Here is a 19,092-nt window from a genome sequence, read left to right as displayed (position 1 = left end):
CTCAAATAATCTAACGAATAATCTGTCACTCATATTTGTTGGATTATTTAATTTAAAAAGCATCTCGTTTGCTTCGAAGCGAATATTAGAAACAAAACCTCACAACTCGTAATCCCATTTGAAGGATGAAACCATCACTTCGCATATTCAAACGCAAACATTGAACAATAATTGTCGAAAATTTAATAACTTAGTGGTCTGAAATGAACATCAAATAAATTGGAAAATAAATTTATTTTTATTTTCACTGTCCAAAAAGCTACTTTGTTGCGCTATTCCCTCTATATAGCGCATAACACCTTTCTCTTGATGGATTAGATCCTACAAAAGCGATTATCACTGATGCCATCACTTGCCTTATCTTTACATTCATCAAGTTAATAGAGAAAAACACCATGAACTCAATGCCACATGAACTTGTGTGGGGCGAAGTTTACTTCCCTCCCTTGTTGCTGGTTATTGCATTGGCTTACATGCTCACCATTTTGGTTGGAACCGTTGCAACAAAACTGGGACTCCACAAATACGTTGCATTTCCTGCGCTCGCTGAGCTAAGCCTAATTGTGATTTTTACTGGCGTTATTGGTCGATTCATTACCATATTTTGAGGCAAATTCCGTGATAAAACGTTATCTCATCACACTGCTATTACTGTGTTCCGCTGGCACCGTGATTTTCAGCTACTACCAATCATACTCTGACAACCCTTGGACTAGAGATGGCCAAGTTAGCGCGCACATCGTTTCTATAACTCCCCGCGTAACAGGACAAATCATCCAAGTCTACGTCGAAGACAATTCGCAAGTGAAACAAGGCGATTTGCTGTTTGAGATTGACCCAAGCATCTATAAAGCGGCGTACCACAAAGCGCTAGCAGCTCAAAAGCAAGCCATTGCATTACTAGCAAAGGCCAAAAATGAAGAGCAGCGAGCACTTAAGTTAGAAAAGCGCACACCTGGCGCTGTACCTGTACTGACATTGAATAACCTAGACAATGCGGTGGAGACAGCCGTTGCCAACGTAGAACTCGCGAAAGCCAATGTTGAAGAAGCCAAGCTAAACCTTGATTACACAAAAGTTTATGCGCCAACGAATGGTTATATCACTAATTTGAACTTACGCGTCGGCTCTCAAGTCGTCGCTAACTCCCCAGTCGTGGCCTTGATTGATGAAGACAGCTTTTGGATCGAAGGATATTTCAAAGAAACGGATTTAGTTGGCGTTGATCCACAAGATAAAGCCTACGTGACCTTAATGATGCACAATGAAGCTGTGCTGGAAGGCAAAATCAAAAGCATTGGCTACGGCATTGCGAAGCAAGATGGTAGTACTGGTAACGATCTTTTGCCCAATGTGAACCCTAACTTTCAGTGGATACGCTTAGCTCAACGCATTCCAATTAAAGTTAAATTAGATCACTTACCGAAAGATTTTCAACTACGTGTTGGTATGACGGCCTCTATCAAAATCATCAAACAATAATGCGGTGGAATGTATGTTTAATGCCTCAACCAAAGAAGCAATCAAAGCTGCGCTGTCTATCGTTATCGCGATCTGCCTTGCCTTATGGTTTCAATGGGAGAAACCGTATTGGGCAGCGATCGCAGTCGCGGTAATGGCATTAAATGAAAGCTTCGCTCACTCAATAAACAAAGGTCATAATCGCTTATTAGGAACCCTCCTTGGCATCGGTTATGCCTTTTTCCTCATCACGACGTTTTCTCAAGATCGCTTTTTGTTTCTCACCTTCTTCACCTTGTTTTTAGGTGCGTGCATTTTTATGTCGAGCGACGAAAAGTATGGTTATGTGTTCTCTATCGGTTTTGCTGTGTGCTCCATCATCGCATGTATGGGAGGATTTGATAGTCAAGCAACGTTCCACTTCGCTGTTCTTCGCATGCAAGAGACGATTCTTGGTGTGATCACGTTTTCTGTTGTGTACCGATTAGTCTGGCCAGTCAGTACAGAACAAAACTTCATTCAACGTTTTGAGACCAGCAGAGAGGCGATGCTTAACGCTATGAAATCGCCCAATGATATAGATATTGAAGCTCTTGAGACCAACAGCGCCAACATAGAAAAGTTGTTCCAACTGGTCGGCTTACCACTTACTGGCAGCTACCACTTGAAAGAACATCGTCAGCTATGGCGTGCGCGTTTAAATGAGATGGCACAAATCCAAGACCGATTGCTAGAACAAGCAGATAAATCGCAAAGTCGTGAGATCGATTGGCCAACGCTAACGCAGCAACTTCAAAGCTTTGATATTAGAAATCCAAGTACTTCGCTCATTGGTCACGTTGCTTGTGTCATGCAAAGAGAGAAAAACACAGTTTGGCATCACGAGCATCGAACGTTTATCCAGCATTTGAATGAAGACGGCAGAAAGGTATTGCAAGGTGTATCCATGTTCGTCACTTCTTTGTTGATCTGGATTTATCTGCCCGTACCCGGAGGTTTCATTTTTCCGATGCTAGCTGGCGTGTTCTCTTCAATCGTTCCTACTATGCCACCAAGCATTATTAAAGATGCATTTTTTGGTGTGATAGGCACTGGCACGGTGATTCTATTGCAATACATTTTCCTAATGCCAATGATGAACGAGCTTTGGCAGCTTGGGCTATTCTACTTCATCAACATCATCGTAATTTGGAAGATATTTTCCACACCAAAGCTGATGGTACACAGAATTCTAGGTATTAACTTATTGGTTGTCTTGACATCAGGAGCGCTCAATTTAACCCCAGCATATCGAATTGAAACGCCCTTGCTGATGCTGGTAAACATTATGATCATTTTGATGATTGCCAAGTTGTTTACTGATCTGTTTCGTGTTCGCGTTACGGTCTAAGCGTCACCTCCGTTCTTGAAACTAAAGCCCCGCATTGCTTTTGCTCTGCGGGGCTTTTTGCTTTGTTCACTACCCTATTCCTGCCTCACCCATAAAGCGAGGATAGTATCCATCAAAAGCGATTAACGGGATTTCTCTTCACCTCATAAAATCCTCTCATTGATTCACGAAATGCAATCGAAAACCATGCATTCACAACGTCAATCACAGCAAACATATCTATCTAACTGAACAAGAAGTTCAGTGACACATTAACTGTCTGAGTCTCGAAGGTTTGAGACTATTCAGAGTGGAAACTGTCATGAGTTTTTTTGAATTACGCGCCGGCAAGACGTCTTCTCTTACTGTGCTCGCGAGCGCACTAATGCTTACTACCCCCACTTTTGGCTTCGCCGCTGAAGAGACGACGACCTACAACGAAGTAATCGAGCAAGGCCGAGCGCTGTTCGACAAATACGGTATCAGTCATGATTTACCAAAACTGGCCATCAGCTCTCTAGTTCAAGGCGAGCATTTGGTAGAGCATGCCCACCGAAGTGTTAAAATCGGTGATAGCGTTCGCGATTCGTCCGTCTACTTGGTTAAGAACACCGATAACAAAGGCAACATTGATCTGCGTATCAAGTACAACCCTGAACAACTCGATGAAAATGAAAAAGTACTTGATGAGATCGAAGCTTTCACACGAACAGAATACCGCCTTCGAAACTACGCAGAGAGTTTTGATCCGTCATCAGTAAGAGCCAAAGAGGATCAGAACGGTAATGTGATCATCAGTTTTAATTACTCAAAATACGGTCTTCCTCAAGATATCGCCTACTTCCGCTTTTTAAGCGTTGATATTGAGTTGGTTAATGGTGAACCGAAACGTATGGTCATTACCAACGATAAACCGTTCACACATCACAACTACCAAGTGGATTCTTACGATCAAGAGATCCTCTTCCAGAAGTTAACATCAGGCAAAATTGCGATTGCCAGTAAAAACACCAAGATAGTTGGTTCAAAGAAAAATAACCCCCTCGAAATGATGAGCAGCGTAAAACCGGTAGCGATTTATGAAGATAAGCTTGGCGTGCAAGTACTAGACGAAAAACGCTTGAATGAGGTCTCTGATCCACGCATGCAAGAAGCCAGTGTTAAGCTAGACCGCGTTTTTCCTTTAATGGGTGATATGGTTCGTCGTCAAGGTATCGATTTGCCTCTGCCGTTTGGTGTATCGCTAGCGTATCGAAATCAAGATATGAATATTCCATTTAATGATTTCACGATTGAAGGCATCGGCCTTAATGAACTGTTTGATCCCGAAGACAGTGTCGGCATCGTCAGTGCTGAGAGCATGACGCTTCGTGGCGATGTAAACATCCTGCCATTTTGGAATGTATTTGGTTACATCGGAAAAGTTAATGTCGATGCCAATGTTGATGCCGCCTACACGGGTGAAGGTGGCCAGTACATAAAAGATAAGCTGAACGATAAACTGCCAGGATTAGGTGATAAGTTTTGCGATGGTTTATCTGCACTTTGTAGTCGCGGACGCCTAGACGTGCCGCTGCATTTGGAATATGACCTTCGTGGTATAGGTACAACCCTTTCGGTTGGCTATAAAGAATTCTTTGCTTCTGTCACTGGTACCTATTCGCAAACTCGCTTAAAGGGCTTAGATGATTGGGGCGATGGTATTGTTACTGTACAGCCGATGTTGGGTTATCAACTTGTCGATTATCGCACGCAGTTCTTTGTCGGAGCAGAATATCAAGGACTGGACGCTCGAATGGACGGGCATGTAAAAAGCGGTGATATCGAATTCGATTACGACATTGGTGTAGATCTTAATCAATGGGCGTTTTTGACTGGTTTCAATAAGCAAATCGGCAAAAACTACAACCTGACCTTTCTCTATAACAAAGGGGAAACTCGAGAGTCAGTGACCTTAAATCTTGGTTACCGTTTCTAGCTCTCAGGAAGAGCCCGCCCCTATACGATGGTAGGACTGCATCCTACAAAGGCGATTACTGAAACTGTCGCCGATGTCCTACCATTTGAGCCATCAATTCAACAAGCCATCCAACCATTCACGGATTAATGCCAAAGCGTCAGGACGTCGCTTGTTAGATGCCGTTTAACATTTTCGGTGTACGCACCAAATGACTTTTTGGACATAACAATGACTTTACTCAATCGCTCAACTTTAGCCATTACCATCACTCTTGCCTTAGCGGCTTGTGGTGATGATTCAAGTAAACCTAGCGTTCCTTACGATCCGGAGCCATTACAACCGTTACCGCCAGAGCAAATCTCTTTGGAAATTGGTGATGCGACCATTCAAGCCACTAAAGAGTCCCTTGTCATCACACCCCTTGATGCGGATGAAAAACTGGCAGCGGTAGAGGCGTTCAAAGGTATCCAATTTGCGCAAGCAGACCGCTTTCAACACAGCATTGTGGCCCCACTTGAAGGCGATATTGATGCGACTCAGTTCGGTGATGCGTGTCCGCAGTTAAAAACCACCACACAAACGCAGTCAGAAGATTGTTTGAATCTAAACATTTGGCGACCAGCCGGGACAGAAGCGTACGCAGATTTGCCAGTTTATGTCTTTATTCACGGTGGAGACTTTGAATACGGCGCGGGCTCAGAACCGCTGATTCATGGTGATATGGTGGTTGCACAAGGTGCTGACGATGGTAACCCGTTTATTGCTGTTACTTTTAACTATCGTTTGGGCTTGCTGGGCAGTGTTTGGGTCGATGGTTTGGACAACCCTGAGGGCGGTAACTTTGGCCTAGGTGATCAAAAACACGCGCTTGAATGGGTTCAACAAAACATAGAGGCATTCGGCGGCAATCCGCAGAATGTGACACTCATGGGTCAAGGTGCGGGTGCCATGTCGGTAGGAATTTTACAGCAATCAAAAGGCGATGCTGCAATCGCAGGTGAGCACTTTCAACGTGCCATCATGCAAAGCAACGCTTACGGCTTTGAATATAAAAGTTACGATGTTGCCAAGAGCCAAAGACCAGAGCAAAGCGTTGAAGATCTGACGTTACTACCACTTGAAGAGGTTATGAAGGTACAGAGCGAGATGCTTGATCCTATTCAGCGTCTCAAAAACTGGGTACTGACCGCTGCGAATATTCCGGTTATCAGTCCAACACGCGACAACAGCCCATTAGCTACGTTGATGCCATTTGCGCCTTACATCGAGCATCGCCCACCAGCGTTTCTAGTGAAAGAAGTTCCAGGCTATCACTTTACTGAACAAGCGATTGAGAGTGAATGGATCGTACCGACGGTAATTGGCTCAAACAGTGCAGAAAGCAATACTCTAGGCATGCTGCCGAGCCTGACATTTTTGATCCCAACTATTATTGAAATCTTGAGCCAAGAAGCGCCAGAAATCATTGAAAGTGGTGACGAAAACTTAATCGTCGAATACATGGTGGAGTGGCTAGAATCGGAAACGAACTTAAACCGTTTACGCACCGAATATCGTTCATTACTCAACGATTCAGCTTCGATTGAACTCGATCTTTCTGACTTATTGGAACTGCTGCCTAGCACCGCTTATGAGGCGATGACTAAGTTGTTCTTCGGTTTGGGGAACTCCGATTCAACAACGGAGTTACTTGCTCTGGCTGACTTCTTCCCCAACGATGAAAGCGAACTAAATGGTGCGACCAAAAACATGCAGCAATTCAAAACCACGTTGCATGATTTGCTCTTCACGGGTCCAAACCGTCATAAAGTTTCAACTGAAGAAGCAACAGGGGCAACGCCAAGCTTCTACTACTTTGACTACAAACCTGGATTCAACGTATGGACTTACTATACCAAAGGTGAAAATGGCGATCTCGACGTTGGCGATTTACTCAAAAGCATCAGTTGTATTGTCGGCGCTTGCAATGCATCGGAATTACCATTTGTGTTTAATAAAGCATTAAAGCTTGATGGTTCAAGTGTTCGTCCAGGTAGCAAAGACAAAGCAATGATGAACGAGCTCTCTCGTATGTGGTTTAGCGAACGTTTATTTGAGGACTTCCAATACAACAGCGCGACTGACCGAGTATTGCTGATCGATAACGATGGCGGTATTCAATCCACACAAGACTGGGACAATGCTCATCACTCAGGCATCGATCCAAAACTGCGCCAAGGTCGCCTCAACGGTCTCGAGGAACTTGGGCTGATTCTGAGTCACATGTAACGTTATCTTCAGTCACTAATAGCTCGTTACCAAATACCTAAAAGCCAGTTCACTGGCTTTTTTCATCCTTATTCCTTGAACATCATTAGGAAGGTTTACTCATGTTTCCTAACGCCCTTCGTGCCCTGCTACTCTTTATCTTCAGCGCACTATTGGTTGGCTGTGCCCAGCCCTACCCGCAAGTTGAACCGGATTTTGAAGCCAATTGGCAAACTACTCAGCATCAAGCCGAAGTTTACTTAATTCCTAACGCTCCGGAAGCCTTTGCGCGTCGCGTTGAACTGGTTAGAAATGCTCAGCAAAGCATCGATATGACTTACTTTTCTTGGGAGAGTGACACGCTTGGTTTGATGCTACTCAATGAACTCAAGCAAGCAGCAGATCGAGGCGTGCAAATTCGACTCACTCTCGATGATCTATTGGTTTTTAACGAGAAATGGCTTGCTGATCTCAGCGCTCACGACAACATTCAAATCCGTTTATTCAATCCGTTTGATTCACGTAAGTCAGGTTGGATTGGTCGCGCCGTCAACTTCTCTACTCACCAACAACGTTTGGACAATCGTCTGCACGAGAAGTACTTCAACGTCGACCATCAATGGATGATTCTAGGTGGACGCAACATTGGCGACGACTATTTTGGTTACAGCCGCAAAGCCAACTTCTTTGATATGGATGCCTTGTTCAAAGGCAGCATTATTCGAGCGTTCGACCAGAACTACCAACAACTTTGGGACAGCGAGCATGTCACGCCAATAGAAAACATCGTTAACGTTACCCCAAACTATTCCGCGTTTACTAAAGCGCTTAATAAAGGTGAGAAAGACAAAAGCATCATTCTGGCTGAAGTTGAAAAGCAGGTTAAACACCTGACCAGTCCCGACTTCATCGCTGCGCAAGTCACCCCCGTTTTCGACTCATTAAACAAGTTAGAAAACAACAAACCCTACTTTAGAAAACGTGCAGAACACCAAGTTTGGCAACAAATAACCTCTGCATCCAAAGCAGTGATATCAACGCCTTATGTGGTACCAAGTGATGGTGAATTTGCCTTTATTGATACCTTGATGGAGCAAAAAGCGGACATCACGTTAATGACGAACTCGTCTGCATCTAACGACTCTGGCTTTATTCCGGCTTATTACGAGGAGCACCGCCAAACCTTGTTGGATAAGGGCGTTCATATACTTGAGTACAAAAACCAAGCGAAAAATGATGACCATTACTTCCATGCGGATACTTATTATCACAACAAGACGGTGATACTCGATGATCGGCTGACTTATATTGGCTCATCAAACTTCGACCCAAGATCGGATTTCCTCAATGTGGAATTTGGTGTGTTGGTCCAAAGCGAAGCTTTTGCAGAACATGTCATGCACTACTTAACTCGACAACAAGATGAACTGTTTTGGCAAGTATCTCGAGATAGACAAGGCCAAACTCAGTGGCAATCAATGAATGAGATCCATACTAAGAATCCAAACTATGGTGGATGGCATAAGGCGCCTAATTGGATATTCAAGAAACTGAATGGTGAGTTCGAACTCTAAACAATCAAGACTTAAAAAGGCTCTCTATCTGCAAGGATGAGAGCCTTTTTAATGCCGCTAAAACTGCGTGCCTAGCGAAAAGTGAACGCGGAATTGGTCTCCTTGAGGAGCATCTAAACCATAAGCAAAGGCCACTTTGACGGGCACGTATTTTGAGTTCCATATCAAACTCAACCCTGTACCGCTTTTCCAATCCACCCTATCGTTGAAGGCATCACCAACATCATAAAATGCCCCAAGCCACAGTTGGCGGTAGACCTGGTATTGATATTCCAGCCCAGCAGTAAACATGTAACGAGCACCGGTTAAATCGCCATTTTCATCTCTCGGAGAGATAGACTCATAACCATAACCATAACCACGAAGATTGCCATCACCTCCCGCAAAGAAGCGTAATGATGATGGGATATCACTCAAAGTGTCAGCGACATTAATGCCAACATTGGAACGAAAGTGAAACTTGTGTTTTTCACTAATATCCCAAGACAGCACACTGTTGCCCTCAATACGCAGCAAACGAGAGTCGGAGAAAAAATTAGGGTCTGAGTATTCCAATGAGTAGACGTGACGGTGCTTTACTTCTAATTGATCGTTCTTGCGATCAAGCAGTGAAAATGTCACCCCCGGTAATAACAACTGTGATTCGTTATTCTCCGACGCTTGTCGATAACTTTCTTGCAAATAACGAACGTGCATGGTGCTTTGCCAATCACTATCTAACTGCCAGTGTTTTTCAAACGATAAATCATTAGAAAAACTCGATGTGTCTCGATAGTCGGCATGCTTAGATTCAAACTGAATCCCGTAGTAATCCGTTAGAACATTTTGGGTGAGAATTTTGTAACCAAGTAATAGGGATTGTTCCGGTTTGGAAGCGTACGCTTGTGCCTCAAAACTGTGTCCACGTGCGTTATACCAAGGCTTGGTCCAGTTTAGCGAAGCACGCAACCCCAAGTCTGTCGAATACCCTCCACCGACTTGCACAATATTGCGTGAATTCGGCTCTGCGAGCACTTCTATCGGCACTTTATAGCCATCGGATACCTCCTCGAAATCCGCTTTCACAATCACACTGCGAAACCAATCAGTACTGGAGAGATCGGCCTGATATTGACTCAATTTCACAGTGTCAAAATCGTCGCCCCACTCAAATGTTCTCATCGCTTCTATTCGAGCCGTTTCGATACCCGACGTAAGGACAGACAGCTCTCCAAATTGGTAACGAGAACCACTAGAGAAATGCAGATTCACATGAGCTTGATTCAAACTTGGAATGACTTCCAACGACGATTCGATAAAACGTCCATCCAAGTAACCTTTTTGCTGAGCCAATGAAATCAAGTTTCGCTTTAGCGTATCGTACTCAGAATGAAGCAACGGCTGCCCTTGTTTAAGTTGAGCTTGATTAATTAGTTCGATGAAATCCTGATCGTTACAGGCCTCCCCCGACACGGCAAGGTTAGATTTTGCCACCAACATCACCTCCCCAGCGTCGACCTCAAGCGTGATGAGATCATTCTCGGATCTCTGAACTCTGAGCTCGGAATGATAGTAGCCATAAGGGTTTAATGCGTTATTAACCACCTGCGTTAGTCGATTTGAGGTAATGTTTGAAACAGAGAGTTTCGTTAGTGGTGTAAGGTGATTTTCAAGATTTCTCTCTAATCTTGGCGTTAGTCCTTTGATTTTAAATTGCGCTCCGAGTACATGATGTAAAGGGATAGAAGCTAAAACTGATATACCTATTATTTGTTTAATGAGAGGAGACACACCGCTACCTAGTTTAGCAATACACTCGACAAGGTTAATGATGGAATGACATATCAGTTAATCGCGTATGTAGGATTGCTCCCTACGAAATCCTCTCGAGAATTAACGTTTCACAAGTAGATTCTTTGAACAATAAGTGGGCTCAAGCTAGGAGGTGGCAAATCATGCGGTCTGAAATAGGTATACTGTTTGCCAAAAATACAAAACCCAACGCTAAATGGATCTCATCAAGCGTTGGGTTACATTGATAATGTGTTTTTTAATCTAAAAAGCGTCTGTTAGTAAAACTAGATCGAAGAACAGTTTCCTTTTTCTGCCATGTCGACTTTTAGTACTTCTGTTTTACCTTTGCTTTCGTCTACGAGTTCTACGCCCGCACCACCAACAAATACACCCATTTTAATGTATTGATTAACGAAATAATTACGGCCCTCTTCCGTTAAGATAGTTAAGTGATTTTCAGAAAACTCAGACTCTGTACTTACTTGATGTTCTTTATTGCCTTCGACCTCATGGTAGAAGAATACACCAGGAGCGGTTTCACCAATACATTCCCCATCGACGTAAACATACTTTTTAAGTGCTGCTCCGACAAAAGCATCTTCTCGGTAAATGTAAATCCCTGCGTTCCCCTTTTGAGGTGCTTCAAATGATTTCATTTGATTTGATACTGTCGAATCAACAGTAGGAACAGAAGCACAACCTGACAAACCCAAAAGGAATGCGGAACACAGAATTACTTTATTTTTCATGTTATTAACCTAGCTACGATAAAATCGCGCCAACCATACTATAAATAAATACGTTCACTTATTGGTATTTTTGAAATTTGTGATTCAACCTATGCAATAGCACTCATTTAACGTATGGATTGAGCAAACATTAGCCATATAATAATCACGAGAATAAAATGCCCTGTATCTAACGATCACTAAATGCCACTTTACTCGCTAGACTGATAAGTAGAATACCTGAAACACCTTCAAGAGTTCTTGAATAACGCTGAGAGTGTGGACGACTAAATACCCAATTACCCACAGATGCGTACAAAACGTTACATGTCGTCGCAAGTACGCTGAACAGCAAGCCAAGTACTAATAATTGCATTGATGTTGAGCTTGCAGACGTATCAATAAATTGAGGCAGAAACGAGAGAAAGAATAGCGCTACTTTTGGATTCAAGACGCTGACGATAACCCCCTGAACAAACACATTTTTATTATTATCAACATTTTTGTTTTCAACGATTTTACTTTCTCCACGCCACATAGACAGTAATGACTGAACACCTAAATAAACTAGGTAAGCGGCCCCTAACCATTTAACAACGCTAAAAGCCAAAGATGAACTCAGAATTATTGCTGACAAACCTAAACATGCCGCTAGTGTATGAAAAAAGTAACCAACACCAAGCCCCAGAGCCGCTTTCAGCCCAGCAGATAATTTACCTTTCATTGTATTGGAAACAATATAAATTACATCAGGTCCAGGAATCATGTTGATAGCGAGACAAGCGACAACAAATAATAATAGTGAGTTTGAATCCATTCTTTTCTCCAAATTAACGTCTTGCGGGATAACATTTCATCGAACTACAAGTAATGCAACGTCCAGGTTTCAATTGGTTATATTTCGTATTAACAACACGTTACTAATACTACAGCACTGCGCGAAGAGCACAATCATGAACAGTGATACGAATTAAATTATGGGCCTTTGTTAGCCCTTTGAATGATAATATTTAGCATCATTTGGTTGTAAGCTTTTTCTAGCCAGCAGCTCTTATGGAAGTTAACAAATCGGCTACTTAGTATACTTAATAGACCGTCAAATCAGATAGATTATCTATTCTTATTTCTTCAAGCCTTTTGTGCTTCATTTTCCTGCCTCACTAAGCAGCAACTTAATACTTGCTACACCAAAAAATAACGCGAACACGCCTTCAAAAACTGCTTTGGATCTGAGATAGATTTGTCTGACCTTTTTATGCGCGAAAAGAAAAGCATAGCCAAAGAAAACCAAAGCACTAACCAGCCCCACAACAAAAATGACCGACAACAATTCCAACGGACTGGCCTTAGGAGGAACCCCTATCGAATAAAGCGCACCGAAAAACAGAATAGCCTTTGGGTTAGTTAAGTGAATTAACACTCCGGTTAAGTAGTTACCCTTCTTTGTCGTTACGCATGTTTTGGGTAACTTTAGCTGCTCGATGTTGCAGGCAGAATGTACAGACTTTAAAGCCAAATATAAAAGATAAAATGCCCCACAATATCTAAGAATTTCAAAAAGCCAAACATTGCTATAGAGTATGGTTGCGAGACCAAAAGCGGCTGAGGTTGACCAAAATAAAGACCCCGTTAAAACACCTGCAGCCAAATACCCACCAAAGCGCCGACCGTGGTTCATTGACGTGCCTGCTATCGCAAGAGTTGCAGGTCCGGGGCTAGCGATGGCAGCGATAGCTGATACGACAATCAGTGAATAATTTATCTCTTCCATTTTTACTCTAAGCCTCCAAATGGAGTTTTATCAACACTTATCGCAGAATAGTCTATTGAACGTACATCAGAAGCGTAATACTGATTAAAACACCAAGTGTCACGAATCGAGTTGAGATTCTTTGGTATTTTACTGCTCCAAAATAACATCAAATCCGCCATAAATGAGACGCTTTCCATCAAAGGGCATTGGGTTATTATCTGGACTCATTCGAGGATCACCCATGATCCGCTGCCACCCTGAGTCCCGAACTTCTTTTGAAGGCCAGACTACCCACGAAAACACAACTGTTTCGTTGCTTTCAGCGTTAACTGCCATGGGAAATGATGTGATCTCACCATCTGGGACTTCACTCCCCCACGTCTCAACAACCTTTAAGGCCCCAAACTCCCTGAACATTTCTGCTGCTATTTTTGCGTGTGCGATATACTTTTCTTTATTCGCTGTCGGTACTGCAGCGACAAACCCATCAATGTATGACATAAGTAAACTCCTTTCATTGGAGTTATAACCATAGCTCAATAAAAAGAATGCACATGATGCCAAACCATAGAAGCAGGTACGTAATACAGCTTGAGAGCTACATTCCTAGCTTGGACTTTATATGCATATTTGAAAGGTATGTGTTTGGATCAAGCTTGGTTAGCATATTTATAATCTCCAAAACACTCGAATACTCAATACGTTCTTCTTCAGCATGCCCGATCCCACCTATTGTAAAGTGAGTAAAGCGGTAATCACGATAAACGTTTTGCAGCTGGCTAGAAATATCTTTGAGTAATCTTTTACTGAGGGCGAATACAGGGTATTCACTACTTTCTGAAAGCTCTGCTGTAGAGCCAATAGATACAATATTGCATTTATCGTTAAGTGAACCTAAAGCGTTAAGTTCATTGACTAGATTAAGAAACCCAATCGGGCCAACATTCATAAACTCAATCAGTTCGTTTGTTGTCAATTCTGAAGACTCTCCCCACATGGACGCCAAATAAACTATGATGTCAAACTCTACACCTTTGAAGCACGTGTAATCTGGTTTTTTATCGGGATCAACGTCAATACAAACAGAAACTACTCCATCCTCAACTAGCTTTGATCTAGAAATCGTATAAATTTCTGTACCCTGTAAGTTCGTAGCCAAGAACCTTCCTAGCCCCTTACTACCTCCAACAATTAAAATCTGCATAACCCTATTCCTTGATTAAGGTTGTCTTTCATATTGTCCGTCAAACTGTTCATTAGGCATCACTTTAACGTTTCTATTGCCCTACTTAGTTCTATCTTCAATTTCATCGAATGGTTCAACTGAAATACGCTCTGCAATTTCACTCATCTTCTTCATTTTTTCTGGGTTACTAGTTCCCCAAAACCGCTCCCAGTCTTCACGTGTTCGCCACTTGGCAATAGTTAAAACCTTTTCCGGTACATCGTAAGAACGAAGCATAAAACTACCAAGCGCCCCATCTACTGACTGATGAATTGAATCTGTCGTCGAACGCCATATATTTTGAAACTCATCCATTTTTTCACTTGGCACACGCCATTCATACACAACTCTAAACATAACACTTCCATTAAAATTTCTAGATTTAATACGGCAAAGTATCAAGAACACTAAGCCAGGTTAATAGATGAATAAAGCAACATAGCAGAGCGTAGAGCAACCTAAAAAACAAAGCGTAAACGCTCTAAATCACTCCGATTCGATTAGTCATGCACACATTCAAAGATTTCGTATTGACGTTTAACATTGGCTGTTACTTTTCCCCAATGTGAGGCTTGAACTCTTTCCTGATGTTGCTTAAAAGAGGCTTTGTCGACGAACTCCTCATAGACATCAAAACGAAAAGGATTAGTCGAGCTTTGAGTCACAAGAAAAGTAAGGCAGCCCGGCTCTTCTAACGTGAGCCTTTTGTGAATTATTAACTCATGTTTTACTAATTCTAGATCCTTTTCCGGAACTAAAATAAAGCCTTTCAATGTAACTTTCGACATATCATCCTCCCGCCCCTATCGTGTAGCGTTTTGTTAAGAAGTAGCCAACACGCCCTCAATCTCAACCATCATATCTCAAATGTGAATCTCACCATGAATTAAATGCCACGTGTTAGGAATCTATTTCTAATGCCCTATCGACCTACGAGCATAAGGTTATCTCTACCCTTTCTTTGTCTTTACCGATGTTCTTGCGTTTTAATTGAATTTGGCCGACTTCTGATGTGCGCTTTAAGTGAGTGCCACCGCAAGGCACTTGCGCAAACCCATCCACTCTCCAATACCTTCTTTCACTCTCTTGATCGGAAAAGTCACTAATAATAACTGAATCAGAGTTAATCAAAGCTTGCACATCAGTTTCAATTTCTTTCAATAGCGGGCCAATACTTTCAGACCACTCAAAATCTATGCGACTCTTATTTTCAGAAATATGCGCACCTATCTTAACAATGCCTTCCCGACGCTGATAAAACATCTCAAGCACCACTTCAGCCGCAAAGTGTAGCTTCATTAAGGCGTATCTACGCTTCCAATCAATATTCGTAGTTACAATGTCACCAAGAGTAAAATTTGGAGAGGATTCCAATGTGTAAATAAGTCGAACACCTAGCTTTTGAGCAATCAAAACCGGAATACCATTAATCGTTCCTTTATCACTCTCTTGGCCTCCAGACTCTGCAAAGAAGATAGTCTGGTCCAATTCAACCTTATTTCCGTCTACATTGGTCACTCTTGAGTTAAGTTCTGTTTGGTAGGGATTAACCCAAAATAATTTCTCGCTCATGCTGCTATCCTTGCAGTAAGTCCTATCCTTGATAGTACATTCAGTGACCACCAAGTCAATTCAAGAAACCTCACCGTCAAATGTAAGGCTGTGTATAGAGCACGAGCAGGCTAGACCTATTAGATGCGTTTAAGGCCGGATACTAAACGCTGTCTAGGGGTTTAGCTAACAACCCGTAAATTGCGGAATCTGAGACTACTCCATTCACTTCCCAACGCTGCCTTAGGAAACCTTCCTTTATAAAACCTAACCGTTCCAAGACTTTACCTGAAGAAGTATTGTCTGGATCTATCTCAGCCTCGATTCGACGTAGATTCAGTGTTTTGAATGCGTGTTCGATTAATGCAGTTCCCGCCTCTAATACCATGCCTTTACCCCAGAAATGACGACTAACGCCAAAGCCAATTTCTGCGCGCCTAGACTCTTTCACGTGATTAAACAGCATTATCTTACCCAGAAGTTGGCCATTGCTCTTTAGGAAGATGCCTAGTGTCACTTCTGTATTGCTATTCATGGCCTGTGTACTCTTGGCTATAAATGTCCGCGCTTCTTCAATTGAAACCCAAGGGCCAGAGTTCCAATATTTCATGACCTCATGGTCTGAGAAGATGTCAAACAATTCGCTTGCATCATCTTCAACTAGCTCTCTTAGAATTAATCGTTCCGTTTCAATCTTTGTTACTAACATTTTGGGGTCAGCCTTTTGGTTTGTTATTGGTGACGAAAATCCAATAAAAGTGTGAGACACGTAATACAAATGATTTCGTATGAGACTTTTAAACAAGCTCAACGCACGACAAAAGCGCCACGTGTAACGACTCTATATTGAAGCAAATTTTAGACATTCAAGTGCGTCAACAAGTAACCGTTGAACGCATCAAAGCTTGGGGTGAGTTGATCACAAGTCCTAAACTCAGGCTCAAAATAGTCCATATACTTTATTATCACTTAGTGACGATTTCCTTCAGTACTCTGGCTGGGTTGCCACCAACAACGACATTGTCTCTAAAACTCTTTGTAACGACTGCGCCAGAGGCTACCACCACGTTGTTCCCAAGTGTTACGCCAGGGTTGATTACGGCATGGCCACCTATCCAACAATTGTCACCAATGTTTATGGGCTTTGCTAGCTCTAAACCACTGTTCCTCTCGATAGGATCTAAGGGATGAGTCGCAGTATAAATGCCAACTTGAGGCCCAAGTAAACAGTTATCACCAAACTTAACTTCCGCAACATCCAAAATCACACAACCAAAATTAGCGTAAAAATTATCTCCAACGTGAATGTTGGATCCGTAGTCGCAATTGAAAGAAGATTCAACATGAATATCGTCCCCTGTTGTGCCGAACAAGCGCTTAGTTATTTGAACTCGCTTTTGTTTATGCTCAACAGACGTGGCATTCAATTTTTCAGTTAGTAACCTAGCGCTCAACCTTAACTTTAATAACTCTTCATCACTTGGGTCATAAAGCTCACCTGCTAACATTTTCTCTTTTTCTGACATAAAACTTGGACTCCAATACCAATTTTCTTACAACGCTACATTAAGTATGTGAGTAACGCTACCTCCTAAGCGAGGCTGTTCCACCACGAAAACAAAGCCCGACTTGAACCCTAGTCCTCAGCGCTATCAATTTAGTGCACTACCACCACCGTTCTCACTAACTTATCACCGAGACGTTGCCTCTTTTTACCAAGAATGAAAATTGAGTCAATAAAACCGAAGAATGGAGTAATAACATTTCGAAAGAGCGACTGAAAAATATTGCACTTTTTACCCGTTCTTGCACTTATAACTGCAATGCCCAAAAGTTTTTTTCCCACACTTTGACCATTTGGTAAACAATCAGAAAAAAGGTAATACGATACAGTCGCAGTTACTGCTGTAGCGCGCACAAGCTCTTTTTCAATACCGATTTCTAAGCCGACCCATAAAACGAGAGTAAAAATGCTAAAGCTGACAAAAAGATCAATCATTTGTCCAACACACCTAACTCCCGGACTAGCCAAAACGTAATTTTCTAGAGTAAATTTTTCTGCATTTTTCATTTTAAAATTTGGACTAACAATTGTTTATTTGTGAACTAACGCTATTGAGACAGTAACATCCCCACTAAACCTAATCCATACTTCCGTAAAGCAAGGTCGAACCTGATTTTTCTATCTTTTCAATATATTACCACGCTTGTTCTAAAGGCTAGATTGGTAATATTTCAACATCTCTTCTTGATTAAGCGCTTTACTTTCTAACTTTTGTTGATCTTTAAAGATTTGAGCTAATGAAGGGAGAATTGAGCGATTTACTTTATAGTCATCAGACCAAAGTTTCCCTCTCATCACCGCTTTCGCACAATGAAAATACATACTCTCTATGACTATTTTGATAACAACCTTAGGATCTTTACTTCCATCGGGGCAAGCAGATATCAAGTTGGCGTCGGTGTGAATACTTGCGATTCCTTTAATACGGAGCACTTCATCAATACCATTTACCATCAATAACAACCCTACCTTGGGGTTACTAATGATATTTTTTAGACTATCGATACGATTGTTCCCCGAGCTATCAGGGAGCAACAATGTTGATTCATCTAAAACTTTTACGAAGCCAGGCTCCCCTCCTTTAGGAGAAAGATCGATATACCCTTGTGAATCAGCGGTACTTAGAACTGCAAAATGGCAGTTATTAATTAATGTAATCGCATGAACATCCAGCACAGGCAGAGCTTTATTTTTAGCTCTCGCACTTGGCTCTGCGTAAATTTCTTTTAACTGCTCTATTGTTTTAATTTCACTCATTCAATGTTATTCCTTCACTATCGTATAATGCTTTGCTTGTAAGCAAGCAGTAACTCTGACTTCTTGTATAAGCACTCGACATAACTCATCGTAAAAATACTACGAGTACAAATTATCTCTTTAATACCTTGTTATCTAAAGATTTAAAGTTTTTCACTAAACTCCCCACACTGCTTACACTTATAACCATGCTTGTAAAAAAACAGTGGAAAACCCAGTAAAATAAAAACTAAGAAAGCTAGGCGTTTACCTTTTGTAAATGCAAATAGATCTTTACTACCACATTTAGGGCAAACGTCTTTTTCTTCATCAACGTCAACTTCATTTCCCAATGATTCTGAGAAATCGCTACTAAGTATTTGTTTCGCATCTTCTGCATCACTTTCGGCCACCATCAGACGGACGCCGCCAATTGCATTTGAATAAAGCCACTGAGTATTTACCGTGTGCTCGTCAGCGATGTAACTTTCTATTCCGACACTATCTAGGCTTGCTCTCGCAATATGAGCTTCATGAGGAAAAGAAAACCTTGCTACTACAATCACATATTACTCCTTGTGGGAAAGCGCTCCCGTAAGGTATAAGAAACGCTAATTGGAAATGCCACGTGTAGTATTTCTTTTTGAACAA

At 42.0% G+C, this 19,092-nt stretch carries 20 protein-coding genes; 6 read left to right on the top strand and 14 right to left on the bottom strand.

Going from position 1 to position 19,092, the window contains the following annotated elements:
* Positions 1-395: 395 nt before the first annotated feature.
* The 6 genes from R7070_RS05105 to R7070_RS05080 all read left to right on the top strand — a co-directional run bounded on the left by R7070_RS05105 (position 396) and on the right by R7070_RS05080 (position 8,611).
* The gene (locus tag R7070_RS05105; RefSeq protein ID WP_005377106.1) at positions 396-608 is read left to right on the top strand and encodes a DUF1656 domain-containing protein; all 213 of its coding nucleotides are present in this window, start codon (positions 396-398) and stop codon (positions 606-608) included.
* Positions 609-618: 10 nt separating this feature from the next.
* Positions 619-1,482 (top strand): HlyD family secretion protein, encoded by an 864-nt coding sequence (locus R7070_RS05100; RefSeq protein WP_005377105.1) that lies wholly within the window; start codon positions 619-621, stop codon positions 1,480-1,482.
* 13 nt (positions 1,483-1,495) lie between these two features.
* Positions 1,496-2,851, top strand: coding sequence for an FUSC family protein (locus R7070_RS05095; protein ID WP_256900147.1), 1,356 nt, complete (start codon positions 1,496-1,498; stop codon positions 2,849-2,851).
* A 301-nt stretch (positions 2,852-3,152) separates the two neighbouring features.
* A complete protein-coding gene (locus tag R7070_RS05090; RefSeq protein ID WP_005377103.1) occupies positions 3,153-4,808 on the top strand; it encodes a hypothetical protein in 1,656 nt (551 codons plus the stop codon).
* A gap of 210 nt (positions 4,809-5,018) precedes the next feature.
* Complete coding sequence (locus tag R7070_RS05085) at positions 5,019-7,058, top strand: carboxylesterase family protein (RefSeq protein ID WP_318141158.1); 2,040 nt, start codon at positions 5,019-5,021, stop codon at positions 7,056-7,058.
* A 101-nt stretch (positions 7,059-7,159) separates the two neighbouring features.
* Positions 7,160-8,611, top strand: a complete 1,452-nt coding sequence (locus R7070_RS05080; protein WP_318141157.1) for a phospholipase D family protein — start codon at positions 7,160-7,162, stop codon at positions 8,609-8,611.
* 57 nt (positions 8,612-8,668) lie between these two features.
* Here R7070_RS05080 and R7070_RS05075 read toward each other — a convergent pair whose 3' ends face one another.
* The 14 genes from R7070_RS05075 to R7070_RS05010 form a co-directional block, all read right to left on the bottom strand.
* Positions 8,669-10,381: an autotransporter assembly complex family protein gene (locus tag R7070_RS05075; RefSeq protein ID WP_318141156.1), complete on the bottom strand. Its 1,713-nt coding sequence runs from the start codon at positions 10,379-10,381 to the stop codon at positions 8,669-8,671.
* A gap of 287 nt (positions 10,382-10,668) precedes the next feature.
* Positions 10,669-11,133 carry a DUF2846 domain-containing protein gene (locus R7070_RS05070; RefSeq protein WP_258474765.1) on the bottom strand — a complete coding sequence of 155 codons (465 nt, stop codon included), beginning with the start codon at positions 11,131-11,133 and terminating at the stop codon, positions 10,669-10,671.
* Positions 11,134-11,302: 169 nt separating this feature from the next.
* Positions 11,303-11,929: a LysE family translocator gene (locus R7070_RS05065; RefSeq protein ID WP_005377098.1), complete on the bottom strand. Its 627-nt coding sequence runs from the start codon at positions 11,927-11,929 to the stop codon at positions 11,303-11,305.
* A gap of 327 nt (positions 11,930-12,256) precedes the next feature.
* Positions 12,257-12,883 (bottom strand): LysE family translocator, encoded by a 627-nt coding sequence (locus R7070_RS05060; RefSeq protein WP_085569984.1) that lies wholly within the window; start codon positions 12,881-12,883, stop codon positions 12,257-12,259.
* Between the two features lie 129 nt (positions 12,884-13,012).
* Complete coding sequence (locus R7070_RS05055) at positions 13,013-13,366, bottom strand: DUF1428 domain-containing protein (protein WP_017821465.1); 354 nt, start codon at positions 13,364-13,366, stop codon at positions 13,013-13,015.
* A gap of 97 nt (positions 13,367-13,463) precedes the next feature.
* Complete coding sequence (locus R7070_RS05050) at positions 13,464-14,069, bottom strand: hypothetical protein (RefSeq protein WP_085569983.1); 606 nt, start codon at positions 14,067-14,069, stop codon at positions 13,464-13,466.
* Between the two features lie 81 nt (positions 14,070-14,150).
* Positions 14,151-14,447 carry an antibiotic biosynthesis monooxygenase family protein gene (locus R7070_RS05045; protein ID WP_025768092.1) on the bottom strand — a complete coding sequence of 99 codons (297 nt, stop codon included), beginning with the start codon at positions 14,445-14,447 and terminating at the stop codon, positions 14,151-14,153.
* 143 nt (positions 14,448-14,590) lie between these two features.
* The gene (locus tag R7070_RS05040) at positions 14,591-14,878 is read right to left on the bottom strand and encodes a putative quinol monooxygenase (RefSeq protein ID WP_042523844.1); all 288 of its coding nucleotides are present in this window, start codon (positions 14,876-14,878) and stop codon (positions 14,591-14,593) included.
* 142 nt (positions 14,879-15,020) lie between these two features.
* Positions 15,021-15,662 carry an alanine--tRNA ligase-related protein gene (locus R7070_RS05035; protein WP_054579575.1) on the bottom strand — a complete coding sequence of 214 codons (642 nt, stop codon included), beginning with the start codon at positions 15,660-15,662 and terminating at the stop codon, positions 15,021-15,023.
* A 142-nt stretch (positions 15,663-15,804) separates the two neighbouring features.
* Complete coding sequence (locus R7070_RS05030) at positions 15,805-16,350, bottom strand: GNAT family N-acetyltransferase (protein ID WP_054579576.1); 546 nt, start codon at positions 16,348-16,350, stop codon at positions 15,805-15,807.
* Positions 16,351-16,606: 256 nt separating this feature from the next.
* Positions 16,607-17,167 carry a sugar O-acetyltransferase gene (locus tag R7070_RS05025; protein ID WP_005377080.1) on the bottom strand — a complete coding sequence of 187 codons (561 nt, stop codon included), beginning with the start codon at positions 17,165-17,167 and terminating at the stop codon, positions 16,607-16,609.
* A gap of 131 nt (positions 17,168-17,298) precedes the next feature.
* Complete coding sequence (locus R7070_RS05020) at positions 17,299-17,712, bottom strand: RDD family protein (RefSeq protein ID WP_031778951.1); 414 nt, start codon at positions 17,710-17,712, stop codon at positions 17,299-17,301.
* 141 nt (positions 17,713-17,853) lie between these two features.
* Complete coding sequence (locus R7070_RS05015; RefSeq protein ID WP_005389306.1) at positions 17,854-18,462, bottom strand: pyridoxamine 5'-phosphate oxidase family protein; 609 nt, start codon at positions 18,460-18,462, stop codon at positions 17,854-17,856.
* A gap of 143 nt (positions 18,463-18,605) precedes the next feature.
* Complete coding sequence (locus R7070_RS05010) at positions 18,606-19,007, bottom strand: DUF2007 domain-containing protein (protein ID WP_085569980.1); 402 nt, start codon at positions 19,005-19,007, stop codon at positions 18,606-18,608.
* Positions 19,008-19,092 lie beyond the last annotated feature (85 nt).

This window comes from Vibrio sp. 1557 (assembly GCF_033340175.1).
Taxonomy (GTDB): domain Bacteria; phylum Pseudomonadota; class Gammaproteobacteria; order Enterobacterales; family Vibrionaceae; genus Vibrio; species Vibrio alginolyticus.
Note: the sequence above shows the minus strand (reverse complement) of the source record. Positions and strands in the feature narration are given on the sequence as shown.